Origin of the sequence: Nonomuraea salmonea (genome assembly GCF_042428605.1) — a bacterium.
Lineage (GTDB): Bacteria > Actinomycetota > Actinomycetes > Streptosporangiales > Streptosporangiaceae > Nonomuraea > Nonomuraea salmonea.
Window position 1 is genome coordinate 96,820 of sequence record NZ_JBHMCF010000052.1, and the last position, 24,377, is coordinate 121,196.

Annotated in this window: 28 protein-coding genes and 2 pseudogenes; 13 read left to right on the forward strand and 17 right to left on the reverse strand. The window is 71.8% G+C overall.

Features of this window, described 5'->3' with window-relative positions; translation table 11 throughout:
- The first annotated feature begins 66 nt into the window (after positions 1-66).
- On the forward strand, positions 67-633 hold the full coding sequence (locus ACFFR3_RS44850; RefSeq protein ID WP_345408378.1) for a hypothetical protein: 567 nt from the start codon (positions 67-69) through the stop codon (positions 631-633).
- A gap of 217 nt (positions 634-850) precedes the next feature.
- Here the strand turns inward: ACFFR3_RS44850 and ACFFR3_RS44855 are convergent, their stop codons facing one another.
- Entirely contained in the window at positions 851-3,166 is a 2,316-nt protein-coding gene (locus ACFFR3_RS44855) for a phosphoketolase family protein (RefSeq protein ID WP_345408380.1), read from the reverse strand.
- A gap of 77 nt (positions 3,167-3,243) precedes the next feature.
- The gene (locus tag ACFFR3_RS44860) at positions 3,244-4,938 is read right to left on the reverse strand and encodes a sensor histidine kinase (protein WP_364382493.1); all 1,695 of its coding nucleotides are present in this window, start codon (positions 4,936-4,938) and stop codon (positions 3,244-3,246) included.
- Between the two features lie 146 nt (positions 4,939-5,084).
- On the opposite strand from ACFFR3_RS44860, the gene ACFFR3_RS44865 reads away from it, so the two are divergent.
- The gene (locus ACFFR3_RS44865) at positions 5,085-5,798 is read left to right on the forward strand and encodes a CBS domain-containing protein (protein WP_379485145.1); all 714 of its coding nucleotides are present in this window, start codon (positions 5,085-5,087) and stop codon (positions 5,796-5,798) included.
- Here the strand turns inward: ACFFR3_RS44865 and ACFFR3_RS44870 are convergent.
- From ACFFR3_RS44870 to ACFFR3_RS44880, 3 genes are read right to left on the reverse strand one after another with little or no spacing between them, the layout of a single operon-like run.
- A complete protein-coding gene (locus ACFFR3_RS44870; protein ID WP_379485146.1) occupies positions 5,778-6,245 on the reverse strand; it encodes a pyridoxamine 5'-phosphate oxidase family protein in 468 nt (155 codons plus the stop codon). The two genes, ACFFR3_RS44865 and ACFFR3_RS44870, sit on opposite strands and share 21 nt — an antisense overlap.
- Before the next feature lie 2 nt (positions 6,246-6,247).
- Complete coding sequence (locus tag ACFFR3_RS44875; protein WP_364382487.1) at positions 6,248-6,580, reverse strand: sigma-70 factor domain-containing protein; 333 nt, start codon at positions 6,578-6,580, stop codon at positions 6,248-6,250.
- On the reverse strand, positions 6,577-7,383 hold the full coding sequence (locus ACFFR3_RS44880) for a universal stress protein (protein WP_345408388.1): 807 nt from the start codon (positions 7,381-7,383) through the stop codon (positions 6,577-6,579). The genes ACFFR3_RS44875 and ACFFR3_RS44880 overlap by 4 nt, the downstream gene beginning before the upstream one ends.
- Before the next feature lie 126 nt (positions 7,384-7,509).
- On the opposite strand from ACFFR3_RS44880, the gene ACFFR3_RS44885 reads away from it, so the two are divergent.
- Both ACFFR3_RS44885 and ACFFR3_RS44890 read left to right on the forward strand, forming a co-directional pair.
- On the forward strand, positions 7,510-8,151 hold the full coding sequence (locus tag ACFFR3_RS44885; protein ID WP_345408390.1) for a response regulator transcription factor: 642 nt from the start codon (positions 7,510-7,512) through the stop codon (positions 8,149-8,151).
- A 211-nt stretch (positions 8,152-8,362) separates the two neighbouring features.
- Positions 8,363-8,662: pseudogene (locus tag ACFFR3_RS44890) on the forward strand (zinc-binding dehydrogenase); the annotation flags it as partial.
- A 251-nt stretch (positions 8,663-8,913) separates the two neighbouring features.
- On the opposite strand, the gene ACFFR3_RS44895 reads toward ACFFR3_RS44890, so the two are convergent.
- The 3 genes from ACFFR3_RS44895 to ACFFR3_RS44905 all read right to left on the reverse strand — a co-directional run bounded on the left by ACFFR3_RS44895 (position 8,914) and on the right by ACFFR3_RS44905 (position 11,054).
- A complete protein-coding gene (locus ACFFR3_RS44895) occupies positions 8,914-9,762 on the reverse strand; it encodes a universal stress protein (RefSeq protein ID WP_345408392.1) in 849 nt (282 codons plus the stop codon).
- Positions 9,763-9,861: 99 nt separating this feature from the next.
- Positions 9,862-10,635, reverse strand: a complete 774-nt coding sequence (locus tag ACFFR3_RS44900; protein WP_379485147.1) for a DUF6544 family protein — start codon at positions 10,633-10,635, stop codon at positions 9,862-9,864.
- Positions 10,632-11,054: a universal stress protein gene (locus ACFFR3_RS44905; RefSeq protein ID WP_345408396.1), complete on the reverse strand. Its 423-nt coding sequence runs from the start codon at positions 11,052-11,054 to the stop codon at positions 10,632-10,634. Before ACFFR3_RS44905 ends, ACFFR3_RS44900 begins: the two co-directional genes overlap by 4 nt.
- Before the next feature lie 190 nt (positions 11,055-11,244).
- Between ACFFR3_RS44905 and ACFFR3_RS44910 the strand changes: the two genes are divergently transcribed.
- A complete protein-coding gene (locus tag ACFFR3_RS44910) occupies positions 11,245-11,409 on the forward strand; it encodes a hypothetical protein (protein ID WP_345408398.1) in 165 nt (54 codons plus the stop codon).
- 100 nt (positions 11,410-11,509) lie between these two features.
- Here the strand turns inward: ACFFR3_RS44910 and ACFFR3_RS44915 are convergent, their stop codons facing one another.
- The gene (locus tag ACFFR3_RS44915; RefSeq protein WP_345408400.1) at positions 11,510-11,755 is read right to left on the reverse strand and encodes a hypothetical protein; all 246 of its coding nucleotides are present in this window, start codon (positions 11,753-11,755) and stop codon (positions 11,510-11,512) included.
- Positions 11,752-11,916, reverse strand: coding sequence for a hypothetical protein (locus ACFFR3_RS44920; protein ID WP_345408402.1), 165 nt, complete (start codon positions 11,914-11,916; stop codon positions 11,752-11,754). Before ACFFR3_RS44920 ends, ACFFR3_RS44915 begins: the two co-directional genes overlap by 4 nt.
- Positions 11,917-12,058: 142 nt before the next feature.
- Between ACFFR3_RS44920 and ACFFR3_RS44925 the strand changes: the two genes are divergently transcribed.
- Positions 12,059-12,304, forward strand: a complete 246-nt coding sequence (locus ACFFR3_RS44925) for an SHOCT domain-containing protein (protein ID WP_345408404.1) — start codon at positions 12,059-12,061, stop codon at positions 12,302-12,304.
- A 48-nt stretch (positions 12,305-12,352) separates the two neighbouring features.
- Complete coding sequence (locus ACFFR3_RS44930) at positions 12,353-14,908, forward strand: cation-translocating P-type ATPase (protein ID WP_345408406.1); 2,556 nt, start codon at positions 12,353-12,355, stop codon at positions 14,906-14,908.
- Between the two features lie 96 nt (positions 14,909-15,004).
- Here the strand turns inward: ACFFR3_RS44930 and ACFFR3_RS50290 are convergent, their stop codons facing one another.
- The 7 genes and pseudogenes from ACFFR3_RS50290 to ACFFR3_RS44960 form a co-directional block, all read right to left on the reverse strand.
- The gene (locus tag ACFFR3_RS50290; RefSeq protein ID WP_446686068.1) at positions 15,005-15,172 is read right to left on the reverse strand and encodes a hypothetical protein; all 168 of its coding nucleotides are present in this window, start codon (positions 15,170-15,172) and stop codon (positions 15,005-15,007) included.
- A gap of 27 nt (positions 15,173-15,199) precedes the next feature.
- Positions 15,200-15,403, reverse strand: a pseudogene (locus ACFFR3_RS50295) (pyruvate formate lyase family protein); the annotation flags it as partial.
- A gap of 49 nt (positions 15,404-15,452) precedes the next feature.
- Complete coding sequence (locus ACFFR3_RS44940) at positions 15,453-15,983, reverse strand: hypothetical protein (protein WP_345408407.1); 531 nt, start codon at positions 15,981-15,983, stop codon at positions 15,453-15,455.
- Between the two features lie 110 nt (positions 15,984-16,093).
- Positions 16,094-16,660 carry a hypothetical protein gene (locus ACFFR3_RS44945; protein ID WP_345408409.1) on the reverse strand — a complete coding sequence of 189 codons (567 nt, stop codon included), beginning with the start codon at positions 16,658-16,660 and terminating at the stop codon, positions 16,094-16,096.
- A complete protein-coding gene (locus tag ACFFR3_RS44950; protein ID WP_345408411.1) occupies positions 16,657-16,860 on the reverse strand; it encodes a cation-transporting P-type ATPase in 204 nt (67 codons plus the stop codon). The genes ACFFR3_RS44945 and ACFFR3_RS44950 overlap by 4 nt, the downstream gene beginning before the upstream one ends.
- 106 nt (positions 16,861-16,966) lie before the next feature.
- Positions 16,967-17,332 carry a hypothetical protein gene (locus ACFFR3_RS44955; RefSeq protein ID WP_345409920.1) on the reverse strand — a complete coding sequence of 122 codons (366 nt, stop codon included), beginning with the start codon at positions 17,330-17,332 and terminating at the stop codon, positions 16,967-16,969.
- Between the two features lie 3 nt (positions 17,333-17,335).
- Complete coding sequence (locus tag ACFFR3_RS44960) at positions 17,336-17,749, reverse strand: Hsp20/alpha crystallin family protein (RefSeq protein WP_345408413.1); 414 nt, start codon at positions 17,747-17,749, stop codon at positions 17,336-17,338.
- A gap of 164 nt (positions 17,750-17,913) precedes the next feature.
- Between ACFFR3_RS44960 and ACFFR3_RS44965 the strand changes: the two genes are divergently transcribed.
- From ACFFR3_RS44965 to ACFFR3_RS44990, 6 genes are all read left to right on the forward strand, one after another.
- Positions 17,914-20,502: a GNAT family N-acetyltransferase gene (locus ACFFR3_RS44965; RefSeq protein ID WP_379485148.1), complete on the forward strand. Its 2,589-nt coding sequence runs from the start codon at positions 17,914-17,916 to the stop codon at positions 20,500-20,502.
- 100 nt (positions 20,503-20,602) lie between these two features.
- Complete coding sequence (locus ACFFR3_RS44970; protein WP_345408417.1) at positions 20,603-21,283, forward strand: CBS domain-containing protein; 681 nt, start codon at positions 20,603-20,605, stop codon at positions 21,281-21,283.
- A 2-nt stretch (positions 21,284-21,285) separates the two neighbouring features.
- Entirely contained in the window at positions 21,286-21,891 is a 606-nt protein-coding gene (locus ACFFR3_RS44975) for a CBS domain-containing protein (RefSeq protein WP_364382458.1), read from the forward strand.
- Positions 21,888-22,580 (forward strand): CBS domain-containing protein, encoded by a 693-nt coding sequence (locus ACFFR3_RS44980; RefSeq protein ID WP_345408419.1) that lies wholly within the window; start codon positions 21,888-21,890, stop codon positions 22,578-22,580. The genes ACFFR3_RS44975 and ACFFR3_RS44980 overlap by 4 nt, the downstream gene beginning before the upstream one ends.
- Before the next feature lie 183 nt (positions 22,581-22,763).
- Positions 22,764-23,036 (forward strand): DUF4342 domain-containing protein, encoded by a 273-nt coding sequence (locus tag ACFFR3_RS44985; protein WP_345408421.1) that lies wholly within the window; start codon positions 22,764-22,766, stop codon positions 23,034-23,036.
- Positions 23,037-23,339: 303 nt separating this feature from the next.
- Positions 23,340-24,350 (forward strand): NAD(P)H-dependent oxidoreductase subunit E, encoded by a 1,011-nt coding sequence (locus tag ACFFR3_RS44990; RefSeq protein ID WP_345408423.1) that lies wholly within the window; start codon positions 23,340-23,342, stop codon positions 24,348-24,350.
- Positions 24,351-24,377: the final 27 nt, after the last annotated feature.

Below are 24,377 nucleotides of genomic sequence, written 5' to 3' on the forward strand. Positions count from 1 at the left end.
CGATCCTGTTCAAGCCTGCTGTTCACCGGCCACTACCCGCTCGGTCCGTACGACCTCGTGCTCGGGATGAACCGGTGGGCGCTCAGGGTGGCCGCGTACGCGACGCTCATGACCGACGCCTACCCGCCGTTCCGGCTCGAACAGGGCGGTCACGAGCTGCCGCGCATGGAGCCGCCGCCGGTGCCGCGTCACGCGCCCGTACGGCATGGAGCCGCGTCGATCGTGGCGATCCTCGCGGGCGCGCTGCTCGCGTTCGGCGCTGTCGGCACGGCGGCCACCGGCTCCCTGTCGGCGGTGCCCGCCCACGCGCATGCCTCGGACGGCACCGCCTGCACGCGGCATCCGGGCGGTGAGCCGGCGACGCCTCCGGCCGCGCAGCCGTTCTGGGCCGCGACGGGATCGGGCAGCCTGACGTGGACCCCGGAGGCGGGCGATTGGACCGTGGTGGTCATGAACGCGGACGCGAGCCCGATGATCTCCACCGATGTCCGGCTGTCGGCCACGCTCCCCTGGCTGGACGCGCTGACCGTGCGGTCGCGGTCGTCAGCCGCTGGCGGGCGCCGGCAGGGGCGTTCAGCGAGCAGCGCGGCAGCCGCCGGGGCGTTCCCAGTTCTGCGGCCGCGCGTTCGATGAGCGGCCAGGCGTGCGGCAGACCGGCGAGCGTACGCAGCCGGGCCCGCCACGCGTCGGCGACGATCCGGCGGAGAGGAGGGGCCGGTTCGGGGAACGTCCTCGGCGCCCGGACGGGCGTCCCGTCGACGAGGGAGGCCAGCGCGGCCAGGCCGCCGATGCCGTCGGCGAGCACGTGGTGGAAGAGCCCGTCCTGCGGTGGTTCACGAGGATCACGCGGTCAGCGCTGGGGACGGTCGGCCGGCCAGGTCCAGTCGCGGGTCTCGGGGGCGTCCTCGCCGTGCTCCCGTGTGTACGCACGGGCCGCGAGCCGGGCGTCGGCCATCCGCTGCCGCAGGTGCGCCTGGGTGGAGCCGAGCCCCGGGACGCGGTCGATGACGTCCATGACCAGGTGGTAGCGGTCGATGTCGTTGAGCATGGCCATGTCGAACGGCGTGGTCGTGGTGCCTTCCTCCTTGTAGCCGCGTACGTGGAGGTTGGGGTGGCCGTGGCGGCGGTAGGTGAGGCGGTGGATGAGCCAGGGGTAGCCGTGGAAGTTGAAGACGATCGGCTTGTCCGTGGTGAACAGGGTGTCGAACTCGGCGTCGGGCATGCCGTGCGGGTGCTCCGACGGCGGCTGCAACCGCATCAGGTCCACGACGTTGATGACGCGTACCTTCAGCTCGGGCAGGTGCTCGCGCAGGATGGCCGCGGCGGCCAGCGTCTCCAGGGTGGGCACGTCTCCGGCGCAGGCCAGCACCGCGTCCGGGTCGGCGCCCTCGTCGGTGGAGGCCCAGGGCAGGACGCCGAGGCCGCGGGTGCAGTGGGCGACGGCCTCCTCCATGGTGAACAGGTCGAGCACCGGCTGCTTGCCCGCGACGATCACGTTGACGTAGTCGCGCGAGCGGAGGCAGTGGTCGCCGACGGACAGCAGGGTGTTGGCGTCCGGCGGCAGGTAGACGCGTACGACCTCGGCCTTCTTGTTGACGACCATGTCGAGGAAGCCGGGGTCCTGGTGGCTGAAGCCGTTGTGGTCCTGGCGCCAGACGTGCGAGGAGAGCAGGTAGTTGAGCGAGGCGACGGGCCGCCGCCACGGGATCTTCTTGGACGACTCCAGCCATTTGGCGTGCTGGTTGAACATGGCGTCGATGATGTGGATGAACGCCTCGTAGCAGTTGAACAGCCCGTGGCGGCCGGTCAGCAGGTAGCCCTCCAGCCAGCCCTGGCACAGGTGCTCGCTCAGCACCTCCATGACCCTGCCGCCCGCCGCCAGGTTCTCGTCGGTCGGCTCGATCTCGGCGTTCCAGGCACGCGTGGTCGTCTCGAAGACGGCCTGCAGCCGGTTGGAGGCCGTCTCGTCGGGCCCCATGAGCCGGAAGGTGTGCGGGTTGGCGGTGATCACGTCGCGCAGGAACGTGCCCAGGACGCGCGTGGGCTCGGTCGACTGCGTCGCGGGTGACTTGACCTCGACGGCGTAGTCGCGGAAGTCGGGCAACGCGAGCGGGCGCAGCAGTTCGCCGCCGTTGGCGTGCGGGCTCGCGCTCATCCGCAGCGGCCCCTCCGGGATCTCGCCCCACAGGGCGGGCACCGGGCGGCCGTCCGCGTCGAACAGCTCTTCCGGCCGGTACGAGCGCATCCACGCCTCAAGCTGGGCCAGGTGCTCCGGGTTGTCGCGGACGCCGGACAGCGGCACCTGATGGGCCCGCCACGTGCCCTCGACCGGCTTGCCGTCCACCTCGCGCGGGCCTGTCCACCCCTTCGGCGTCCGCAGGACGATCATCGGCAGGCGTTCCAGGCGGCCCTCCTTGTAGGCGGCGATCTGGTCGAAGACGGTGTCCAGCGTGCGCGCCATCTCCTCGTGGTCCGGGCCGACGACGTGCGGGCGGTAGCCGTACCCCTCCATGAGCTTGAGCAGCTCCTGCTCGGGGATGCGGGCGAGCACGGTCGGGTTGGCGATCTTGTAGCCGTTCAGGTGCAGGATCGGCAGGACGACGCCGTCGCGGTAGGGGTCGAGCAGCTTGTTGGAGTGCCAGCTCGCGGCAAGGGGGCCGGTCTCGGCCTCGCCGTCGCCGACGACGCAGGCCACCACGAGACGCGGGTTGTCGAACGCGGCACCGAACGCGTGCGCGAGGGAGTAGCCGAGCTCGCCGCCCTCGTGGATCGAGCCGGGGGTCTCGGGCGCGACGTGGCTGGGGATGCCGCCGGGGAAGGAGAACTGGCGGAACAGCCGCCGCATGCCGTCGGCGTCCTGCGAGACCTCGGGGTACTTCTCCGAGTACGAGCCCTCCAGCCAGGCGTGGGCCACCGCCGCGGGGCCGCCGTGTCCGGGGCCCGCGATGTAGATCATGTCCTGGCCGCGTTCGGCGATGATCCGGTTGAGGTGGGCGAAGCAGAAGTTGAGGCCCGGCGTGGTGCCCCAGTGGCCGAGCAGGCGCGGCTTGACGTGCTCGGGCCGCAGCGGCTCGGTGAGCAGCGGGTTGTCCAGCAGGTAGATCTGCCCGACGGACAGGTAGTTCGCCGCACGCCAATAGGCGTCGATGTGCTCGATCGTCGTCATGATGACGATGGTTTCCCGCGACGGCGCCGCCTCCTAGGGACCTTGGTCCCGACCTCGGAGGCCGGACGGTTCCCTCCTCACAGGGGGACGTGCCAGCGTAGGCGGGTGCCTCCGCCCTCAGGGCTCGTCAGCTCGGAGGTGCCGCCGAGGCCGGCCGCGCGTTCCTCGATGTTGCGCAGGCCGCTGCGCCGGGTGGGCGCGTCCAGGCCGACGCCGTCGTCGGAGACCACGAGGGTGAGGCCGCCGGAGGCCACCTCGACCGACACCTCGGCGCGCGTGGCGCGCGAATGACGCACCACGTTCGACAGGGCCTCCCGCAGCACCGCCGTCAGGTGCTCGGCGACGGGCTCGGCGACCAGCGTGTCGATCTGGCCCTCCATCCGCAGGCCCGGCATGAACCCAAGATGGCCGCCCGCGCCCTCCACCAGGTCGACGATCCGGCTCCGCAGGCCGGGCGCGACGTCGTCCAGCGGGCCCTGCAGCGCGAAGATGGACGAGCGGATCTGCCGGATCGTCTCGTCCAGCTCGTCGATGGCGTGCTGCAGGCGTTTGCCCGCCTCCGGGCGTTCGACCAGGCGTACCGTGCTCATCAGCGTCATCGCCGTGGCGAACAGCCGCTGGATCACCACGTCGTGCAGGTCCTTGGCGATGCGGTCGCGGTCCTCCAGCAGGCCCAGCCGCTCGGCGTCGCGGCGGGTCTCGGCCAGCTCCAGCGCGATCGCCGCCTGGCCGGCGAACGCGTGCAACATCTGCCCGTCCGCCCCGCTGAACGGCAACCGCCCGCTCCGCCTGGCCAGCACCAACACCCCGCGCACCGCCGGCGCCCCGCCCAGCGGCACCATCAGCCCCGGCCCGTACCCCAGCCGCCGCAACGGCGAATCGGGGTACGGGGCGCTCTGCAGGTCCGCCTCCGACAGCGGCTCGCCCCGCGTGAACACCTCACCCGCCAGCGTGGCCGACACCCCGAAGACGGTCTCCAGAAGCTCTTCGCCGCCCTCGCCGTCCACCGCCTCCGCGATCAGCGACTCCTTCGACGGGTCCGGCAGCAACACCTGGACCAGGTCGGCGTCGCTCATCTGGCGGGCGCGGGCGGCCACCACCGCCAGCACTTGGCGCGGGTCCGCGCCGGACAGCAGGCTCGTGGTCACCTCCGAGGAGGCGTGCAGCCACGTCTCGCGCCGCCGCGACTCCTCGTACAGGCGGGCGTTCTCGACGGCGACGCCGGCCGCGGTGGCGAGGGCGATGACGATGGCCTCGTCCTCCTCGTCGAACTCGCCGCCGCCGCGCTTCTCGGTCAGGTAGAGGTTGCCGAACACCTCGTCACGTACGCGTACCGGGACGCCGAGGAAGGTACCCATCGGCGGGTGGCCGGGCGGGAAGCCGTACGACTCGGGATGGTCGGAGATCCGGCCCAGCCGCAGCGGCCGGGCGTCCTTGATCAGCAGTCCGAGCAGGCCCAGACCGTGCGGCCAGTGCTCGATCCTGGCGATCTCCTCCTCGGTCAGCCCCACCGGGATGAACTGCAGGAGTGTCTGCTCCTCACCCACCACGCCGAGCGCGCCGTAACTGGCGTCGACGAGCTTGGTGGCGGTCTCCACGATCCGGCGCAGCACCGTCTCCAGGTCGAGGTCGCTGCCGACCGACACCACGGCTTCCAGCAGCGCGTGCACCCGATCCCGCGTGGCCAGCACGGCGTTCAGCCGCACCTGCAGCTCGGCCAGCAGCTCATCGAGGCGCATCTGCGGCATCAACGGACGGTGCTCGCTCTCCATGTCGATCAGTGTCGCATCCTGGCGGAACGCCGCAAACCCCGCTGCTCGGGCCGCTTCCCAAAGTCCACCTGGCCAGGGCCTTCCGCCCCTACGCCGCCGCCGGGCGAGGCGATGACATGGAAGGGAGAACTGACAGGAGGACCACCATGCGAACCATCGTGAGAGACGTCATGACCGCCCAGGTCACGGCGGTCGGAGCCGGCACCCCGTTCAAGGACGTCGCCGACGTGCTCGTGACGAACGGGATCAGCGCCGTCCCGGTGCTGGACGAGGACGATCGCGTCATCGGCGTGGTCTCCGAAGGGGACCTCATGCGTAAGGAGGAGTTCCGCGAGCAGTACTGCGGCGAGAGCTACCACCCACCACTGCGCGCGCGGCTGCGCCGACGCGTCACCGGGCAGGGTGAGGAAGGCGGCAAGAAGTCCGGCGGACACACCGCCGCCGACCTGATGACGAGTCCCGCCGTGACCGTCCCCGCGACCGCCTCCACGGTCAGGGCCGCCCGGATCATGGACGAGAACGGCGTCAAACGGCTGGTCGTGACCGACGCCGAAGGCCGCCTGGAGGGCATCGTCAGCAGGCGCGACCTGCTGAGGATGTACCTGCGCGACGACGACGAGATCAGACGCCGCGTCGTAGACGGGATCCAGCCGCGATCCAGGTGGGACTACCGCAGCGGGATCATGGTCGAGGTCCACGACGGCATCGTCACGCTGTCCGGACACCTGGACAGGCGAAGCGAAGCGGCGGCCGCCGTCCACGCCGCCGAGCGGACCGACGGGGTCGTCGGGTTGCGGGAGGCTCTCGACGGGAAACAGGACGACGTCCTGGGACTGCCCCTACCCTGGGACCGCCCCTGAGCGCGTCCCCGCGATGGCGGCGACCACCAGTTCGAATCCGGTGACGATCTCCGGTCGGATGCGGATCACCTGGTCCATCCTCCCCGCCACCCAAGGCTGAAGAACGGCCTGGAAACAGGCCTTCTCCTCGGCGTCCTCGACGAGGCGGGCGACGCCGGTGACGACCACGCTCCAGCCGAGGCGCTCCTCTGGGTCCAGTTCGTCGGCTTCGTAGGCCACCACGGCCTGGCGCGCCGCCAGCGCCGCGCTCAGGATGGTCCCCGTGCTGGACCGGATGATGATCTGACCGTCGGCCACCACGTGGTTCACGGGCCGGATGGCCGGGAGAGCATGCCGGGTGAACACGACACGGCCGAGCGGCGCACCAGCCAGCCGCCGGAGGGCCTCGGCCGTGGTCAGCTCCTTGAGAACCCGATCGTCCATGGCCCCCGCCGTGTCGCACGTCATCGTCACAGCCTGGTGAGCGAACGCCGCCGGGACCAGGGACCAAAGTCCCTTCTCCTGATCCTCCCTCTCAGGCCGAGAACCGCGGTTCCGGCCAGCGTCCACGCCGCGAGCACGGCGAGGTCCGTCCACGGCCGTGGACGGGACGCCGGATCGAACGCGGCGACCATCTCCAGTTCCGGCGCCGCGGCGCCCTGCTCGATCAGGTGGGCGGCGTACGTCCCCGCCTCCATGCGTCTGGCGAGTTCGACTTCCTCTTCGGCGGTCAGCAGGACGACGTCGCAGATCCGCGACAGGTAGTCGCTCAGGTGGTCGTGCGGGGGCGCGTCAGCGTTCACCGGACGCTCCTGACCACGGCCAGCGGGCAGGGTGCCCGGTGGAGCAGTTCGTGGGTGACCGAGCCGAGGACCATTCCGGCGAACGCGCGGTGTCCGTGCGAGCCGGCCACCAGCAGGGCGGCGCGGCTCGCCGCCTGGAGGAGCACGTCGACGGGGTGGCCGTGCACCGATTCCTCGACGAGGGCGACGTCCGGATAGCGTTCGGCGACGGGTCCGGTGTGCCGGGGCGTCTCCTCGGGTCCGGACGGCCCAGGATGCGTGAGCCTGGCGTGGACGACGCGCAACCGCGCCGCTCGCAGCCGCGCCTCCTTGAAGGCGAACTCCAGCACCCCGTACGAAGCGGGCGAACCGTCGACACCGGCCACGATCTCCTCCGGCTGCGGCAAGGGCGGCTCCCGGACCACCACGACGTCGCAGGGCGCGTGCCCCGCCACGCCGTACGCGACCGACCCCAGGAGCATCCCCCGGAAGCCGCCGACCCCGTGGTTGCCGACGACCAGCAGCTCGGCCGCGTCCGCGGCGGCGATGAGCGCAGTACGGGGATCGTCGGGCAGGAACGTCGTGTCCACGGCGATCTTCGGCTGTTCCCGCCCCGCCCGTTCCTCGGCCGCCTCCAGCACGCTCCTGCCGCCCTCGCGCAGCCACGCGCCGACCTCGGCGTACGGGCCGCACCCGGTCTCGTACGCCCACCGCGGCATGGCGTGCGCCACCAACAGGGGCACATCACGCAAGGCCGCCTCACGCGCGGCCCAGGCGACGGCCGCCAGCCCGGCCTGCGAGCCGTCCACTCCGACGAGAATCATGCTTCCTCCCTGTGTCTCACCAAGGACATGCCGGGAGGGGTTTCCGTCTCCACGGTCGAACGGCCTTCTCGAAGAGGGCCTTTGGGCCTCTTCGGGATCGCGAGCGGCCCGGATAGCGTTGGGGACATGATTCGTGTGTTCCTTCTTGACGACCATGAGGTCGTGCGGCGCGGGGTGGCCGCCCTGCTGGGCTCCGAGGACGACATCGAGGTCATCGGCGAGGCGGGAACAGCCGAGTCCGCCATCGCCCGCATCCCCGCGCTCCGGCCCGACGTGGCCGTCCTCGACGTACGCCTGCCCGACGGCAACGGCGTCGACGTGTGCCGCGAGGTGCGTTCCCGGCTGCCTGGGCTGGCCTGCCTGATGCTGACCTCGTTCGCCGACGACGACGCCCTGTTCGACGCGGTCATGGCCGGCGCGTCGGGCTACGTGCTCAAGCAGATCCACGGCTCCGACCTGGTCGGCGCGGTCCGCACGGTCGCCTCAGGCCAGTCCCTCCTCGACCCGCAGACCACCGCCGCCATGCTCCAACGCCTGCGCGACCAGGCCGCGAGGAAGGACCCGCTCGCGGCCCTGACCGAACAGGAACGCCACATCCTCGACCTGATCGGCGAGGGCCTCACCAACCGCCAGATCGGCGAACGCATGTTCCTGGCCGAGAAGACGGTCAAGAACTACGTCTCCAACCTGCTGTCCAAGCTCGACATGCAACGCCGCACCCAGGCCGCCGCCCTCTCCGCCCGCCTGCGCGCCGAGAAACACGACTGACGACGCCGGCTGACGACGCGTCCTCCAGGCCACCAGTAAGGCCGGACACCCTCGGCCATGGGATCTTCGTCCCTGGCTCTGCCAGGTCGGCACCGGCGAGCGTCGAGGGAGGAACCGACGAGGAGGCGTGATGAAGGCACTCATGCGCGTCCCGTTCGCCGACACCTCCACGCACCTGCTGCCCGAGGGCGTCTCCGACGAGGCGGCGCTCATGCTGGCCGACATCCTGCCGACCGCGTACGAGGTGGGCGTGCTCAACGGCCGTGTCCGGCCGGGCGACACCGTCGTGGTCGTCGGCGCAGGACCGATCGGGCTGGCCGCGATCACCACCGCGCAACTCTTCACGCCCAGCCACATCGTCGCGATCGACTTCGCCCCCGCCCGGCTGGAGGCCGCCGAACGGGTCGGCGCGGACGTCGTCGGAGCCGGTGAGGACCCGGCCACCGCCGTCGCCGAGCTGACCGGCGGGCTCGGCGCCGACGTCACGATCGAGGCCGTCGGCGTCCCGGAGACGTTCGAACCGTGCACCAGGCTCGTACGCCCGGGCGGCCACGTCGCCAACGTCGGCGTCCGCTGGACATGGTCGCCTCTGGGCGGGTGGACCCCACCGGCTTCATCACCCACCGCTTCGCCCTGGACGACATGGCCGCCGCGTACGACACCCTCGGTGACCCGAAGTCGACCGGAGCGCTCAAGGCGGTCCTGTCCCGAAGCTGAACGCGAACGGCCGGCGGGAGCGAACTCCCGCCGGCCGTTCCCGATTCAAAATTCGGCACGGACCACCGCCACGGGGCAGCGGGCGTGGTGGAGGACCCCGCGGCTGACCGAGCCGAGCAGCGCCGAGCCGAGGCCGCCGCGCCCGTGCGAGCCCACCACCAGCAGGTCGGCCTGGCCGGAGGCCGTGGTGAGCGCGTCCACCGGGTGCGCGGACGGGGCCTCCTCCACGACCTTCACCTCCGGGTAGTCCGAGGCGAAGACCCGCACCCGGTCGCTCACGAGCCGGTGCTGCGCCTCGCGGACCTCGTCCAGGTCGTAAGCGGCCTCGGGGGCGAACGCGTGCACAGGAAGCTGCCAGGCGTGCAGCACGCGAAGTGTGGCTCCGCGCAGCCGGGCCTGTTCGAAGGCGTAGGCGAGGGCCGGTTCGCACTCGGGCGAGTCGTCCACGCCGACCACGACCTCGCCGCGTACCGGACGGTGGTCGCCGCGTACCACGACGACGGGGCAGCGGGCCTGACCGGCGACGTGCACGCTGACCGATCCCAGCAGCGCGCCCGCGAACCCGCCGCGGCCGCGGCAGCCGACCACGATCTCGGTGGCCTCCTTGTCCTGCTCGCGCAGGACGGCGGCGGGCAGTCCCTCGACGTCCTGCGTCGTCACCTCGATCGAGGGCTGTCGCTCGCGGGCCAGGGCCGCCGCCTCGCGCAGAATCCGCTGCCCCTCGCCGGCCAGCGCGTCGGACAGCCAGGGGGTGGGGAACTTGTGGATCTGGTACGGCGTACGGTCCACGGCGTGCACGATCCGCAGCGGCACCCGCATGCGGAAGGCGTCGTTCGCGGCCCACTCGACGGCGGCCCGTGCGGTGACGGAACCGTCGACTCCCACAACGATCATGATGTCCTCCTTGGTCACCTCTCATGGGACCTCGTCCGCCTCTGTCCCTTGCAGGGCCGGAGGTCGTACGGACGAGGGCCGAAGGGCCCTGCCCGGCCGCTAGCGGAACAGCGCGTCCTCGACCTTGAAGCGGATGAACTCGCCGTCAGCCCATCGCCCGGTCCCCGGCCACCAGCCGCCCCGCAGCCGGGCCGGGACGGTGAACCCGTCGAAGGTGGCCTCGTCCCCGCACACCACCCCGAACAGGTGGCTACGGAACGGCCCTTTGTCCGGATTGCCCCAGCGTTCGACGGTGACGGCGGTGAGCATGCCGGTGGGGGCGACGGTCAGCGTCACGTCGAAGTCCTCGCCGCCCACCGGCACGACGGCGATCACCCGATCGTCGTCGAGGGGCTTCCATCGCAGGCGCGGGTCGAGCGCCGCAGCGGGCGCCATGACGAACTCGCAGGCCAACCGGCCCGCCGCGCTCCTGGTGATGTCCGGACCGGTGCCCGACATCACCGGAACGGCGTCCAGCAGCCGCCAGCGCATCTCCCCCACACCCGCCCGGTAACGGTCGAAGCCGCTCACCGGCAGCGCCCCCATCCAGGCTCTGGCCGTCCAGACGAATCCCTCCATCGGCGCCAGCACCTGCAGGGCCTCGAAGCGCCGCCAGCGGCCGAGCCGGATGTCGCCGCGCATGCGCAGCACCGCCGAGCACAGCAACGGCGTCCCGGCCTCGATGGCGTGCAGGACCCAGCGCCGGGCGGGCTCGGGCAGCAGATCCGCCTCGGCGGGATCGAACGGGCGCGGGGCGGGCGTCCCGGCCTGCAGCAGGTCCCAGTCATGGCGGGCCTGCTGGGTCAGGTGCGGCGGCGCGAGGACGACGGTCATGACCCGCCTCCCGCCCGTACGACGGCCACCGGGCAGCGGGCGTGGTGCAGGATGCCGTGGCTCACCGAGCCGAGCACGGCGGAGGCGAACGTGCCGAGCCCGCGGCTTCCCAGCACCAGCGCGTCGGCGTCCAGAGCCTCGTGCCTGAGCCGCTCCGCCACCGCGCCCGTGCTCAGCGCGGTGGTCACGTGCAGGCCCGGCCGTCGTTCCCGGGCCCGCCGCGCCGCCGCCTTCAGCAGCTCGGCGCCTCGTTCTGTCAGCGTCTGCTGATCGGTGGCGGCGGTGAGCGGATGCTCGGCCGCCCATGGTTCGCGAACGTGGACGAGAGGCAGCTCCAGCCCACGCCGTACGGCGTCATCGGCCGCCCATTCCAGTGCGGCGCACGCCGACGCCGAACCATCGACTCCAACGACGATCATCTCTCTGCCTCCTTCGCGGGTTCCTGGACCGCCAGCACACTCCGCCCAAGCGACCGGTCACAGAGGAGAAGGTCCATCCGGGACGTGTGCCTTTGTCCCGGAATCCCATGACGTTCCGCCGGTGTGCCGGACCCGCCCGGACGCCCACCATGAGCGTTCACCGGAAGGACGGAAGAGAAGGTGAGTCACCATGATCGGTGGACGGACGCTCATGGAGTCGCCGGCGCTGGAGGTGGAACTCCTGGCGCTGAAGAAGCGGGTCGACGAGCTGGAGGAGCAGGTACGCACCTTGACGGCCGCCGGCCTCGCGCTCGCCCGAGGGCTGGAGAACGTTCAGCGCGCCGCCACGAGGTAGGCGGCCCGGGGCACCACGACCACGGCGGGTGGCGCGGGCACTCGCTGCCCAAACGCCTCCTTCCGCCGATTGAGGCCGGCGGAAGGAGGCGCGTCCGGGCCTACCTGATCACTTCATGCGTGTCGCGGTCAGGCACCGGCTCTGGCGCCACCGTGAACGCGTGCCTCAGCGTCGCGATCAGCCACAACGCGGCTGTAGCGAAGAAGAACACGCCCAGCGCGGCCCCGCTGTCCCCGACCAGGGCGACCGCCGCCGCGAGCGCCGCGACACCGAGCGTGGTCGCGACCGTCACGAAGACCTTCTTGACCGTGGTCCCCGACCCGTCGTACAGGTCGCTCCTGCTCAAGGCGCAACCGCCGGCACCGCGCCGAGCACCAGGATCACGGTGATGTCTCCGCGCACGCTGCCGAGAACGAGGATGTCGGCCTGCTGCAGGAACGCGACGTAGACGGCGGTGATCACGCCCGTCGTCACCGTCGCCGCCGCGTCTATCCATGTCAGCCTCATCGCCCGTTCCTCCCTTCTGGTCTCCCTCTCAGGCTCGCGCCGCCATGGGTGCGGGCGCATGGCCGAAAGGCCCGTCAGGTGTGACTTTCGCCCCTGACCTCGTACGGCCGGGCCGCTGGACGCTGGAGGCAAGGAGGTTCGCATGAACATGGACCTGATGCCCCACATGGGAGGCGGCGTCGGCTGGCTGGGCGGAGGCGTGGTGCTGCTCCTGTGGGTCGCCCTTCTCGCGTCGGCCTGCTGGCTCGTCATCCGCGCCGCGTCCCCCGCGCGCCTGGTCCCCGTCCGTGTCGACCGGGCCCGCGACCTGCTCGCCGAACGTTACGCGCGCGGGGAGATCTCGACGGAGGAGTACCTGGACCGGCTGACGCACCTGCCATCCCGCTGACCGCCGTGAACACCGGGTTTACGCCCCCGACGTGCGCCGACACTAGACATGACGGACGAACATCGAGAAGGCAGGAAGGACACCGACGTGACGCCCTCGCCTTCCGGCCTGTCGTCGGCGGAGGCGGCCCTGCGCCTGGAACGCGACGGGCCCAACCTGCTCCCGCGCAAGCCACCGACCCCCTTGTGGCGGCGGGTGGCCGCGCAGCTCCGCGACCCGCTCATGATCGTCCTGCTCGTCGCGGCGGTACTGACGATCACCACCGGCGACTGGACGGACGCCGCCGTGATCGCGCTGGTGATCGTGGTCAACACGGCGGTCGGCGTGGCGCAGGAGGTGCGCGCCGACCGTGCCATCACGGCCCTGAGCGAGCTCGCCACTCCCGAGACCCGTGTCGTACGCGACGGCCACCAGCGGCAGATCCCGGCGGGCGACGTCGTGGCCGGGGATCTGCTGATCCTCGCCGAAGGGGACATCGTCCCGGCCGACGCCGAGGTGGTGGAGTCGGCCGCGCTGCTGGTCGACGAATCGGCGCTGACGGGCGAGTCGGTGCCCGTGGACAAGGGTTCCGGCGCGCCGATCTCCTCCGGCACCGTCGTGGTGCGCGGCAGGGGCCGGGCGGCCGTGACCGCGACCGGCGCGGCGAGCGCGAGCGGCCGCATCGCCTCCCTCATGGTCAAGGGCGCCGGGCTCACGCCGCTGCAGCGCCGCCTGGTCGGGGTCGGACGGCTGCTGGCCGGTGTCGCGGTGCTGCTGTCCGCGCTGGTGCTGGCGCTGGGCCTGGTACGCGGCCAGCCGGTCGAACTCATGGTCGTGACCGCGATCAGCCTGGTGGTGGCCGCCGTGCCCGAGTCGCTGCCCGCGGTCGTGACGTTGAGCCTGGCCCTCGGCGCTCGCCGGATGGCCGCCCGCGACGCCCTCGTACGCAACCTGCCCGCCGTCGAGACGCTGGGCTCGGTCACCGTGCTCGCCACCGACAAGACGGGCACCCTCACCGAGGGCCGCATGGTCGCCCGCCACCTGTGGACCCCGGCGGGCGAGGCCACGGCCACCGGTTCGGGCTACGCTCCCGACGGCGAGATCATCGGCGCCCAGGATCCGCACGAGCTGGACGCGCTGCTGACCGCCGCGCTGCTCTGCAACGACGCCCGGCTGTGCCCGCCCCGGGCTCCGGACGAGGAGTGGACGGAGCTCGGCGACCCGACCGAGGCGGCCTTGCTCGCCGCCGCAGGCAAGCTCGGCCTCGACCGTACGGACCTCCACGCGGACTTCCCCAGAGTCGCGGAGCTGCCCTTCGACAGCGACCGCAAGCGAATGAGCACCGTGCATCTCCTGCCCGGCGGAGGCGTCCGCGTGATCTGCAAGGGTGCTCCGGAGGCACTGCTCCACCCGGACGTGCTCACCGACGACCCGGCCCTCCTGACCCGTGCCGCCCAACGCGCCGACCGGTACGCCCGGGACGGTTACCGCGTCCTGGCGGTCGCGAACGCCGACCTCGATGCCGTGCCCGACCCCGTACGGGAGGGCGGGTTGTCGCTGCTCGGCCTGATCGCGATCCTGGACCCGCCACGTGAGGCCGCCGCCGCGGCCGTGGCCGACTGCAAGAAGGCCGGTATCAGGCCCGTCCTCATCACCGGCGACCATCCGGGCACCGCCCGCGCCGTCGCCGCCGACCTCGGCATCATCGACGCCGGAGACCGGGTCGTCGACTGCCGCGAGCCCGGCGCGTTCGACGCCGCCCCGGCCGCCGTGTACGCGCGAGCCACCCCCGAGCAGAAGCTCGACATCATCCAGAGCCTGCGCGACCAGGGCGAAGTCCTCGCCATGACCGGCGACGGCGTCAACGACGGCCCCGCGCTGCGCCGCTCCGACATCGGCGTGGCCATGGGCAGGCGCGGCACAGAGGTCGCCCGTCAGGCCGCCGACCTCGTGCTCGCCGACGACAACCTGGACACCGTCGTCGCAGCCGTCGAGGAGGGCCGCCGGGTCTACGCCAACATCCGCCGGTTCCTCGTCTACGGCCTGTCAGGCGGCGCGGCCGAGATCGCCGTGATGGTCCTGGGCCCGTTCGTCGGGCTTCCGCTCCCCCTGCTGCCCGCCCAGATCCTGTGGATCAACCTGCTCACCCACGGCCTGCCCGGCGTGGCACTGGGCGGCGAGCCGACCGTACCGGGAACGATGTCGCAACCGCCGCGGCCACCCGGCCAGAGCATCATGGGCGCGGGACTGTGGCAGCGGGTCCTCCGCATCGCCGTCATCCTCACGGCCGTCACCCTGGGCGTCGCGGTCTGGGCGTCGCTGACCGGACGGCCCTGGCAGAGCATGGCCTTCTTCGCCCTCGGCGCCACCCAACTCGGCGTGGCACTCGGCACCCGAACCCGGCCGCGTACCCTGGCCAACCCGATGCTGCTGCTCGCCGTGGCCGGCGCACTCGTCCTGCAACTGGCCGGGCTCTACCTGCCGCCGCTGCGCGAGCTTCTCGGCACCGAACCGCTGGCCCCGGGCGACCTACTGATCGTCCTGGCGCTTTCCACGCTCGGCTACGCCGCCGCCCGCCTCGACCGCATCCTGCACCCCTCCCCCAAGCCCCGCCAGGAGGCGTGAACGCGCGGTGGGCGATCGCCACCTCACCACCGGGTGTTGAGGCTGCGCGCCGGCACATGGTGCGCTTGCCCTGCTCGTGGTCCAGGTACTCGCCGGTCAGCGGCGGGCAGGCGGGACCGACCTGTTCGCCGGTGAGCTCGTCACGGCCGCCGTGATCGCGTACAGCAGGGCCTTGGCCAGGTTGACGCGGGCGCCGAAGAACTGCATCTGCCTGCCGACGGGGGGCGGCGGTGTCTGGAGGTAACGGAAGCTGGTGCGGGTCACCAGCGGGCGGCCGTCCTCGCCGATGCCGCCGATCGACTCGGTGACCCAGGTGGGGTCGCCGGAGAAGAGCTGGTCGTACTCCGGGGTGCGCAGGAAGCGGACGATGCGCAGCTTGACGGCGAAGTCGTCGACGCCCCCAGCACAGCAGCGCCGCCCGCCCGTCTCAGGAGGCCTACGGCATGGATGCGACAGACCTTCGTCCTTGTCGTGCGTGTCCGCCCGGGCGCACAGCGAAACGCCCGCCCCGTGGTGCTGAGGGGCGGGCGTGTCCTGGTGCGCACTACTTCAGCCAGGCGTTGCGGCGCACGATCGGCAGGTTGCCCAGGCCGAAGACGGTGCCCGCGCCTGCCAGGGCCAGGCCGATCAGGACGATCGCGTAGATGATGTGCTCGTCCAGGAAGGGGTTGTTGGCCAGCGGAAGCTCGGCGGCCCACATCAGGGTCAGCATGAGCGTGCCAGTGATCGCGGCGATCCGGGTGCCGACGCCCAGGACCAGGGCCAGGCCGATACCGAGCAGGCCGGCCATGAACAGCCAGTCCACCCACACCTGACCGGCCAGGTTCGAGAACAGGCCGCCGAGCGCGTTCTCGCCGGTGCCCTTGAGGAAGCCGGTCGTCGGGCTGCCGCCCACGATCCACGCCTTGTTCGCCGGGGTCGCGAACCCCCAGCCGAACGTCTTGTCCAGGAACGCCCACAGGAACACCCAGCCGATCGCGATCCGGGCGGCGGCCCAGACGTACTCGACCGGACGGCGTCCGGCGGCGGTGGTGGCGCCCGTGTGGGTGACGGGCCTGTCGATCGTGGTGGCCATGACGGCCCCTTTCGGTGGTGGTTCGTCGTCCTCTTGCGCGTCTTCATCACACCGTTTCGGGGGATTCGTCGGCAGTGCCGTACGACCGTCGCCGCGGAGGACCTTGGTCCTCACGCTTCCGGCCCTCCGGCGACCGTGTCCTGAAAGGCGAACGCCCGCCATGCCTTGTAGGTGGTGTCGGCCGCGACCGTGGCAGGAATCGCCATCGCCGCCAGCGCCCAGCCGCCGGCCGATCCAGCGGGACTCGCTGCGGCAGACGAAGGCGTTGGCGAACTGCCCGAGCACGACGGCGGCGAACGCGGTGCCGGAAGCGGCGGCGAGCAGGCCGACCGCCGGCGCGCTACCCGGATGCCAGCCGCCCAGCAGGAGGACTCCGGCGAAGGCCGCCATCTCCGCCACTGCCAGGGCCGGGCCGAGAACCCCTCCGTGCAGATGAACGTGGCCGACCCCAGTGTCTCGACCGCCTCCAGATGGCGTACCAGGGCGTTGCGGGCGGCCATCCGCTGGGCGGCGCGGGCCAGCGACAACGTGACCGTGGGCAGCAGTCCCTCCGGGACCAGCGCCACGGTGACGCCCAGCGCGAACAGGAACCCCTGGCTCGCTTCCATGCCGAGCATCAGCGCCAGGCCGAAGAAGGCGGCGCCCACGGCCAGCGCGATGCCCGCGACGATCTTCACGGCCTTGCCGAGCTGGACCGAGAGCGGGCTCGGCCGCCGCGTGCACCTCGGCCAGCGAACAAGTGCACCAGCTGCCGTAGCAGCAGCACGAGCGGATGGGTACGCCGAGCCCGCGCCAGCTCGTTCGGCCCGTCCGCGGCGAGCCGCGCCGCCGTCTCGGCCGTGGTGAGCCCTGGCCTCGTCTTGGACATGTTGGTCATGCGCGCCACTGGCACCGCCGATCCGGACGCCGGTCAGGGGCCTTGGGCACCTATCCCAGGGACGTCCGGCCCGCAGGCCCCCGTCAGGCCGTCCTGCGGGCGTGGCTCAGGCTATCCGCTGGGCCATCTCGACCAGGCGGTTGGCGTAGCCCCACTCGTTGTCGTACCAGCCGAAGACCTTGACCAGGTCGCCGCTCGCCTGGGTGAGCGGGGAGTCGAACACGCAGGAGGACGCGTCGCCGACGATGTCGCGGGAGACGAGCGGGGCGGTGCTGTAGCGCAGGATGCCGTGCAGTTCGTCCTCGGCGGCCGCGGCGAAGGCGTCGTCCACCTCCTGCGCGGTGACCGGCCTGGCGAGCTGCGCGGACAGGTCGGTGATCGAGCCGTCCTCGACCCACGGGACGGGACCTTCGGCTCCCGCGCACGGAAGCGAGCGGGAGGCTTCGTGGCACCTCCCGCCCGCTCCTACCAGGCCTCAGTGCTCGACGGTGATCCGCCGGCCCTCCGCCTTCTTCTCCTCGGCCAGTCCGATGCTGACCTCGAGGACCCCGTTCACGTAGGTGGCCTTGACGTCGTCGGTCTTGGCCGCGGCGGGCAGAGTCACCGTCCGCGCGAGCGCCCCGTAGGCGAACTCGGAGCGGTGCGGCTCGGCGGTCCTGCGGGTCTTCTCCGCCCGGATGTGCAGGACACGGTCGTCGATGATGATCTCGACGTCCTTGTCGGGGTCGATCCCGGGCAGCTCGGCGCGCAGGACGTACCGCCCATCGGCGATGTGGTCCTCGACCCGGAGAATCTGTCCGAACGGCCGGAACCCGAACATGGGCTGCTCCAGCCATTCCATCAGCTCCGGGAACGGAAGTCTGACGTCTCTCCGCTCTGGCAGGCTCATCGCGTCCTCCTTCTGTGGGGTCCCGATCCCACCTGTCCAGCACACGCCCGGCACGTTCGGGCCAGGAGAGGCGGACGTCCTCTTCGCGCGGTGACTTTCGGCCCTGCTTGCGATGGCCTCCGTCCGGACAAGCTGAGGGAAGGACCACGGACGGGAGACCCGCCATGCCCGAGGGATACGACGTGCTGCTGCGCGACGGCGGCATCGCCCACGTGCGCCCCTTGCTGCCCACCGACCGCGACGCCCTGCACGAGCTGGTGGACCGTTCCTCCGAACGCTCGGCCTACCTGCGTTTCTTCACCGGGGGCCGCAGCACCGCCCATGCCTACATGGACCGTGTGACGAGCGACAAATACCAAGGCCACGCGCTGGTGGCCGCGATGCGCGACCGGCTGGTCGGGGTCGCCGAGTACATCCCTCTCGACGAGCACCGGGCCGACCTGGGCATCCTCATCGACGACGCCGCGCACGGGCACGGCCTCGGCACGCTGCTGCTGGAGCACATCGCCCTGGACGCCGCCGCGCACGGCGTCCGCGAACTGGAGGCCGACGTGCTGGCGGAGAACCGCACCATGATCAAGGTGCTGCGCGACCTCGGGCTGGACGTCACCCAGCACACCGAAGGCGGCACCCTGCACCTCCGCATCTCCGCCGAGCCCACGTCAGAGCTGTGGGCCGGCGTCGAGTCCCGCGATCACCAGGCCGGCTGCGCCTCCCTCGCACGGGTGCTCGCGCCTCGCTCGGTGGCGGTGATCGGCGCGAGCCGGAACGAGCACGCCGTCGGCCACAAGGTGCTGCGCAACCTCATCGACGGCGGTTTCCCCGGCCCGATCCACCCGGTCAACCCCCACGCCGCCGAGGTGGCCGGGCTCGCCTGCCACGACAGGGTCCCGGAAGGCGTGGACCTGGCGGTCGTGGCGGTGCCCGCCGCGCGCGTGCTGGAGGTGGCACGCGACTGCGCGAAGGCGGGCGTCGCCGGACTGGTGGTGCTGACCTCGGGGTTCGCCGAGACCGGACAGCCCGGCACGGAGTCGGAGCTGCTGCACGTCTGCCGTTCTGCCGGGATGCGGCTCATCGGCCCGAACTGCCTGGGCATCGTCAACACCGCGGCCCACCTGAACGCCAGCTTCCTGCCCCACCACCCCGTGCAGGGCCGCGTCGCGCTGATGTCGCAGTCCGGCGCCATCGCGGCGGCGCTGCTGCAGCGGCTGGACGTCTCCATGTTCGTCTCGGTCGGCAACAAGGCCGACGTCAGCAGCAACGACCTCCTGCAATGCTGGGAGGACGACCCGCACACCGACGTGATCGCCCTGTACCTGGAGTCGTTCGGCAACCCGCGCAAGTTCGTCCGGATCGCCCGCCGGGTCGGAGCGCGCAAACCGGTGCTGCTGGTCAAGAGCGGCCGCGGCGAGGCCGGGGGCCGCGCCGTGCGCTCCCACACCGCCGCCGCGGCCACCCCTGACGTGGCCGTGGACGCCCTGGTCCGCGCCGCCGGCGTCATCCGGCTCGACAGCGTGCCTGAACTGATCGACACCGCCCGGCTCCTGGCCTTCCAGCCGCTACCCCGGGGATCCCGGGTCGCCGTTGTCGGCAACTCCGGCGGCCCTGAGGCCATGGCCGCCGACGCCTGCGAGCGCCGGGGCCTGACCGTCCCCGAGCTTCCGTCCGGGCTGCTGCACGCGCGCGCCGCGGCCGCCCTGGGCAACCCCGTCGACCTGACCGCCGATGCCACCGCAGCCGAGCTCGGCTCCGCCGTACGGGCGGTGGCCGCCGTGCCCGACGTGGACGCCGTCCTGGTCGTCTATACTCCGCCATTCGGATCCGGGCTGGAGGAGACCCGCCGGGCCATCGCCGAAGCGGCCAAGGAGGCGGGCAAGACCGTCCTGGCCTGCGTCGTCGGGCACGACGGGCTGATCGGCGGCCGGGTGCCCAGTTACGCCTTCCCGGAGCAGGCCGTCCAGGCCCTCGCCCGTGCCGTGAGGTACGCCGAGTGGCGCCGGACGCCCGAGCCCGTGGCGATCCCCGTACCGGTGGACAGGGAGGCGGGACGGCAGGTCGTCGCGGCCGCGCTGGAGGCGCACCCGCAGGGCGGCTGGCTCTCCCCCGAGGCCACCGCCCGGCTGCTGAGCTGCTACGGCGTCACCCTCACGGAGTCGGCCGAGGCGTGCGGCCCCGACGAGGCCGCACGAGCGGCGGCCCGGGTCGGTTTCCCCGTCGTGCTCAAGGCCGTCGGCCCGGTGCACAAGAGCGATGTCGGCGGGGTACGGCTCGACCTGCGGACCGAGGACGAGCTTCGCCACGCTTATCACGAGATGTCGGAGCGCATCGGGCCGGCGATGACGGGCGCGATCGTCCAACCCATGCTGCCCGCCGGGGTGGAGATGATCGTCGGCGGTGTCAACTACCCGGTCTTCGGGCCCCTCGTCATGGCCGGCATGGGCGGCGTGACGGCCGACCTCCTGGCCGACCGCGCCTTCCGCGTCCCGCCGGTCACCGACCCCGCCGGCATGCTCGACGAACTGCGCTGCGCGCCCCTGCTGCACGGCTACCGCGGCTCACCTGCCGTGGACGTCAAGAGCCTCGAAGACCAGCTGATCAGGATCGGCCGGCTGCTCGAAGACCTGCCCCAGGTCGCCGAGCTCGACCTCAACCCGGTCATCGTCACCACCGGCGGCGCGACCACCGTGGACGCCCGCATCAGGGTCGCCCCCGCCCAGGCTCCGCCCACCGCGCTGCTCCGCCGCCTGCGATGACCTACGGCGGCGCCCGCTCGGGACTTCCGGCCCTACTTGCCCGGCTCGGCCGGAGTTGTGATGAGGGCAGGAACGAAGCTCACGGAAGGAGCCGCCCCCCATGAAGATGACCGTCGCAGACGTGATGACCGGCAAGATCGTGTCCGTCACCCCCGCCACCCCGTTCAGGGACATCGCCGAAGCGCTCATCACCGGCGGCATCAGTGCCGTCCCCGTCGTCGACGGCGAGGAGCACGTGGTCGGTGTGGTGTCCGAGGCCGACCTGCTGCGCAAGGAGGAGTTCCGTGAGCTGTTCTACCGCGAGGGCTACCAGCCTCCGCTGCGCGCCCGGCTACGCCGCCCGAAGGGCCGTCAGAAGGCCGCCGGCGACACCGCTGCCGAGCTGATGACCAGTCCCGCGATCACCGTCTCCCCCCAGGCGTCCGCGGTCTCGGCCGCCCGTCTCATGGACGCCCACGACGTCAAGCGGCTCGCCGTGGTCGACCGTGACGGACGTCTCCAGGGCATCGTCAGCCGCCGCGACCTGGTCAAGCTGTTCCTGCGCCCGGACGAGGAGATCGCCGCCGTGGTACGCGACGAGATCCTCGACCAGAAGTTGTGGGTGGACACCTCCGGCGTGCGGGTGGAGGTACGACAGGGGATCGTGACGCTGTCGGGCTGGATGGACCGCCGTACCGAGGCGGGCATCGCCGTCCGCATGACCGGCCGGGTCAACGGCGTGGTCGACGTCGTCGACAAGCTCACCTGGAAGACCGATGACTCCACGTGGGAGGCCCGATAACGATGCTGGTCCGCGAGGTCATGAGCAGCCCGGCCGTCACCGTCCGCCGTACCGATCCGGTACGGCGGGCCATCCGGGTCCTGCACGGCCAGGACATCACCGCCGCCCCCGTCGTCGACGAGGACGAACGGCTGGTCGGCGTGGTCAGCGAACTGGATCTGCTGCGCGGGGAGTTCGAGCCCGATCCTCGCGCCACCGTCCGCCCGGACGCCCACGCCTCCGAACCGCTCCCCTGCCGGGTCATGGAGGTCATGACCCGCGACGTCGTCACCGTCACCGAGACCACCGACGTCACCGTCGCCATCGACCTCATGGTCGGCAAACGGGTCAAGAGCCTGCCGGTCGTGAACGGCGGGCGGATCGCCGGCATGGTCAGCCGCCGCGACCTGATCGCCATGCTCGCCCGTCCGGGCGAGGATCTGCGCCAGGAGGTGACGGCGGCGCTGCGCGAGCAGTACCCCTTCGGCCCGAGCTGGGACGTCGCCGTCCACGACGGCGTGGCCGAGCTGAGCGGGCCACCCCATGAGCATGCCGACCGCATCGCCGACGTGCTCGCCCGTACGGTGCCCGGAATCGTCCGGGTCAGGCATGTCAGGAGATCGCCATGAGACCGGCCGTCGAGAACGTGATGACCACCGAAGTGGTCGCTGTCAACCAGAAGGCCTCCTTCCACACCGTCGCCGAGCTGATGATCAGCAAGGGGGTCAGCGGCCTGCCCGTGCTCGACGACGACAACCACGTCCTGGGCGTCGTCTCTGAGGCCGACCTGCTGGCCAAGGAGGAGTTCAAGGAGCGCTACTACGGCGACGACTACCGTCCGCCGCTGCGCGCCCGCCTCCGCCACGCCGCGGGCAGTGAGGGCAGCGGCCGCCGCAAGTCGCTCGGCGAGACCGCCGGTGAGCTGATGACCGCTCCCGCCCACGTCACGACGCCGGACGCGGCGGTGGTGTCGGCCGCGCGGCTGATGGACCGCCACGGCGTCAAGCGCCTGCTGGTGGTGGACGCGGGCGGCCGCCTGACCGGCATCGTCAGCCGCCGCGACCTGCTCAAGGTCTTCCTCCGCCCCGACCCCGAGATCGAACGCGAGGCACGGGAGGTCCTCGGATCCGACGCCGCCGGCCTGGACATCACGGTCGCCGACGGAGTCGTCACCCTGTCCGGGACGCTGACCGAGCACAGCCAGGCCCTCACCACCGTCAGCCTGACCGAGAACATCGACGGTGTCGTGGCCGTCCGGAACAACCTCGTCTGGAAGCACGACGACATCGTCGAGATCCCCATGTGGGGCGGCGCCTGACCACAGCACGTCCGTCACCGCCCGTCCCGAGCAGGAGGCGGCCCCGGCTCGGGGACGGGTTCACCCGCATGTCGCGTGCGCGGGAGTGGAACCGTCCGGCCCTGTCGCCATAGGACCTTGGCCTCTGCTCCCACGCCCCCACCGCCGGGATGCTGGCAGAAGCCGAAGATGAGGAGCAGCGAGATGGCAGTGGCCCCGGAAGAGGCCAAGGTCCACGGCAGCGAACTCGCGGACCAGGTCAAGACCCTGATCCACGAGGGCAACGTTCGCAGGATCATCGTCAAGGACTCGCACGGTCACACGGTGATGGAGGTCCCCGTCACGGTCGGCGTGGTGGCGTTGATCGCCGCTCCCGTCGTCACGGCCGTGGCCGCGATGGCCGGGGCCGCCGCCGAGTGGTCCATCCAGGTCGAACGCCACCCGCAGGACGAGCAGGACGTACCACCGCAGGTCTGACTGCGTGTCTTCCTCGCCATCGGCCGTCCCCGCCGGTGGCGGGGAGTCATGTACGGGGCCATCGGCCCCCGATCACCGTCTTTCGTCCCGACTCTGGTGTCGTCGAGACATGGACGCCGGCCACGGTCGGTTCGCGCATCACCCTCCCCCCGCCTTCCGTAGGTCCTCGACCTTCACCTTCTGGAAGCCAACATCAAGACACGGGTAACCAGAACCACTCAGCACGACCGTGGACGGTCCCTTGCCCAAGTCTGACCCTCCCAGGAGTGTGGCGGCCAGGACCAAGGGTGCATGTAGAGGAACGTGGGTACTCACAGCCGGTTCGACGCGTTCCGCGCCCTGGCGGACCGTCGCGGCCGTCCCGGGGTCCGACTGCTCGACGCCCTCACCGAGGAAGCCGCGGCCGGGCACGCACCCGTCGAGACGTGGGCTCCCGAAACGGCCTCGCGGTTCGGGCTGCCCGCGGCCTCGGCGCTCGGGCCGGCCACCTTCTACGCCGACCTGGCCGCCCCGCACGGCCGACGGCACGTACGGGTCTGCACCGCGGCGGCCTGCTTCGCCGCTCGGGCGGGCGGGCACGTCAGCGAGGTCGAACAGGCGCTGGACGTCGCCACCGATCACGTCACCACGGACGGGGAGGTCTCCCTGCAAGGCGTCCGGTGCCTCGGCTACTGCTACGCCGGCCCCGCCTGCCTCGACGGTGATACGCCGTGCACGGGGCCGACGCTCGCCGACCAGCTCACCGGCCAGGCGCTCCCCTGCGATCCGCCGATCCCCGCCGCCGACGCCACCGGCGCTCCCGTCGTACTGGCGGGCGTCGTCGAGGACCGGGACGCCTGGCGGGCGTGGCCCGCCGTTCTGCGCGCCGGGACTCCTGAGCAGGTTCTCGGCGAGGTGGCGGCCTCCGGGCTGCGCGGGCGCGGCGGGGCCGGGTTCCCCGTGGCCGCCAAGTGGGCCGCCGCCGGACGCTCGCCCGGCACGGTGGTGGTCGCCAACGGCGACGAGGGTGATCCGGGCTCCTACGCCGACCGGCTGCTGATGGAGGCGGATCCGGGGCGGGTGCTGGAGGGGCTGGCGCTGGCCTGCTTCGCCTGCGGGGGCGGCCGCGGCGTGGTCCTGGTCCGGTCGGAGTACCCGCGCGCGCTGGCCACCATGCGGATGGCGGTCGAGCGGGCCCGTGCCGACGGCCATCTGGGACGGCGCGTCCACGGCACAGACGTCGATCTTGACATCGAGGTGGTCGAGGGTTCCGGCTCCTACGTGGCCGGTGAGGAGACCGCCCTCAGAGGGCGATTCGAGAGTTCATGCCCGTGATGCCGCAGTGTGGTTGAGTGAATCTGT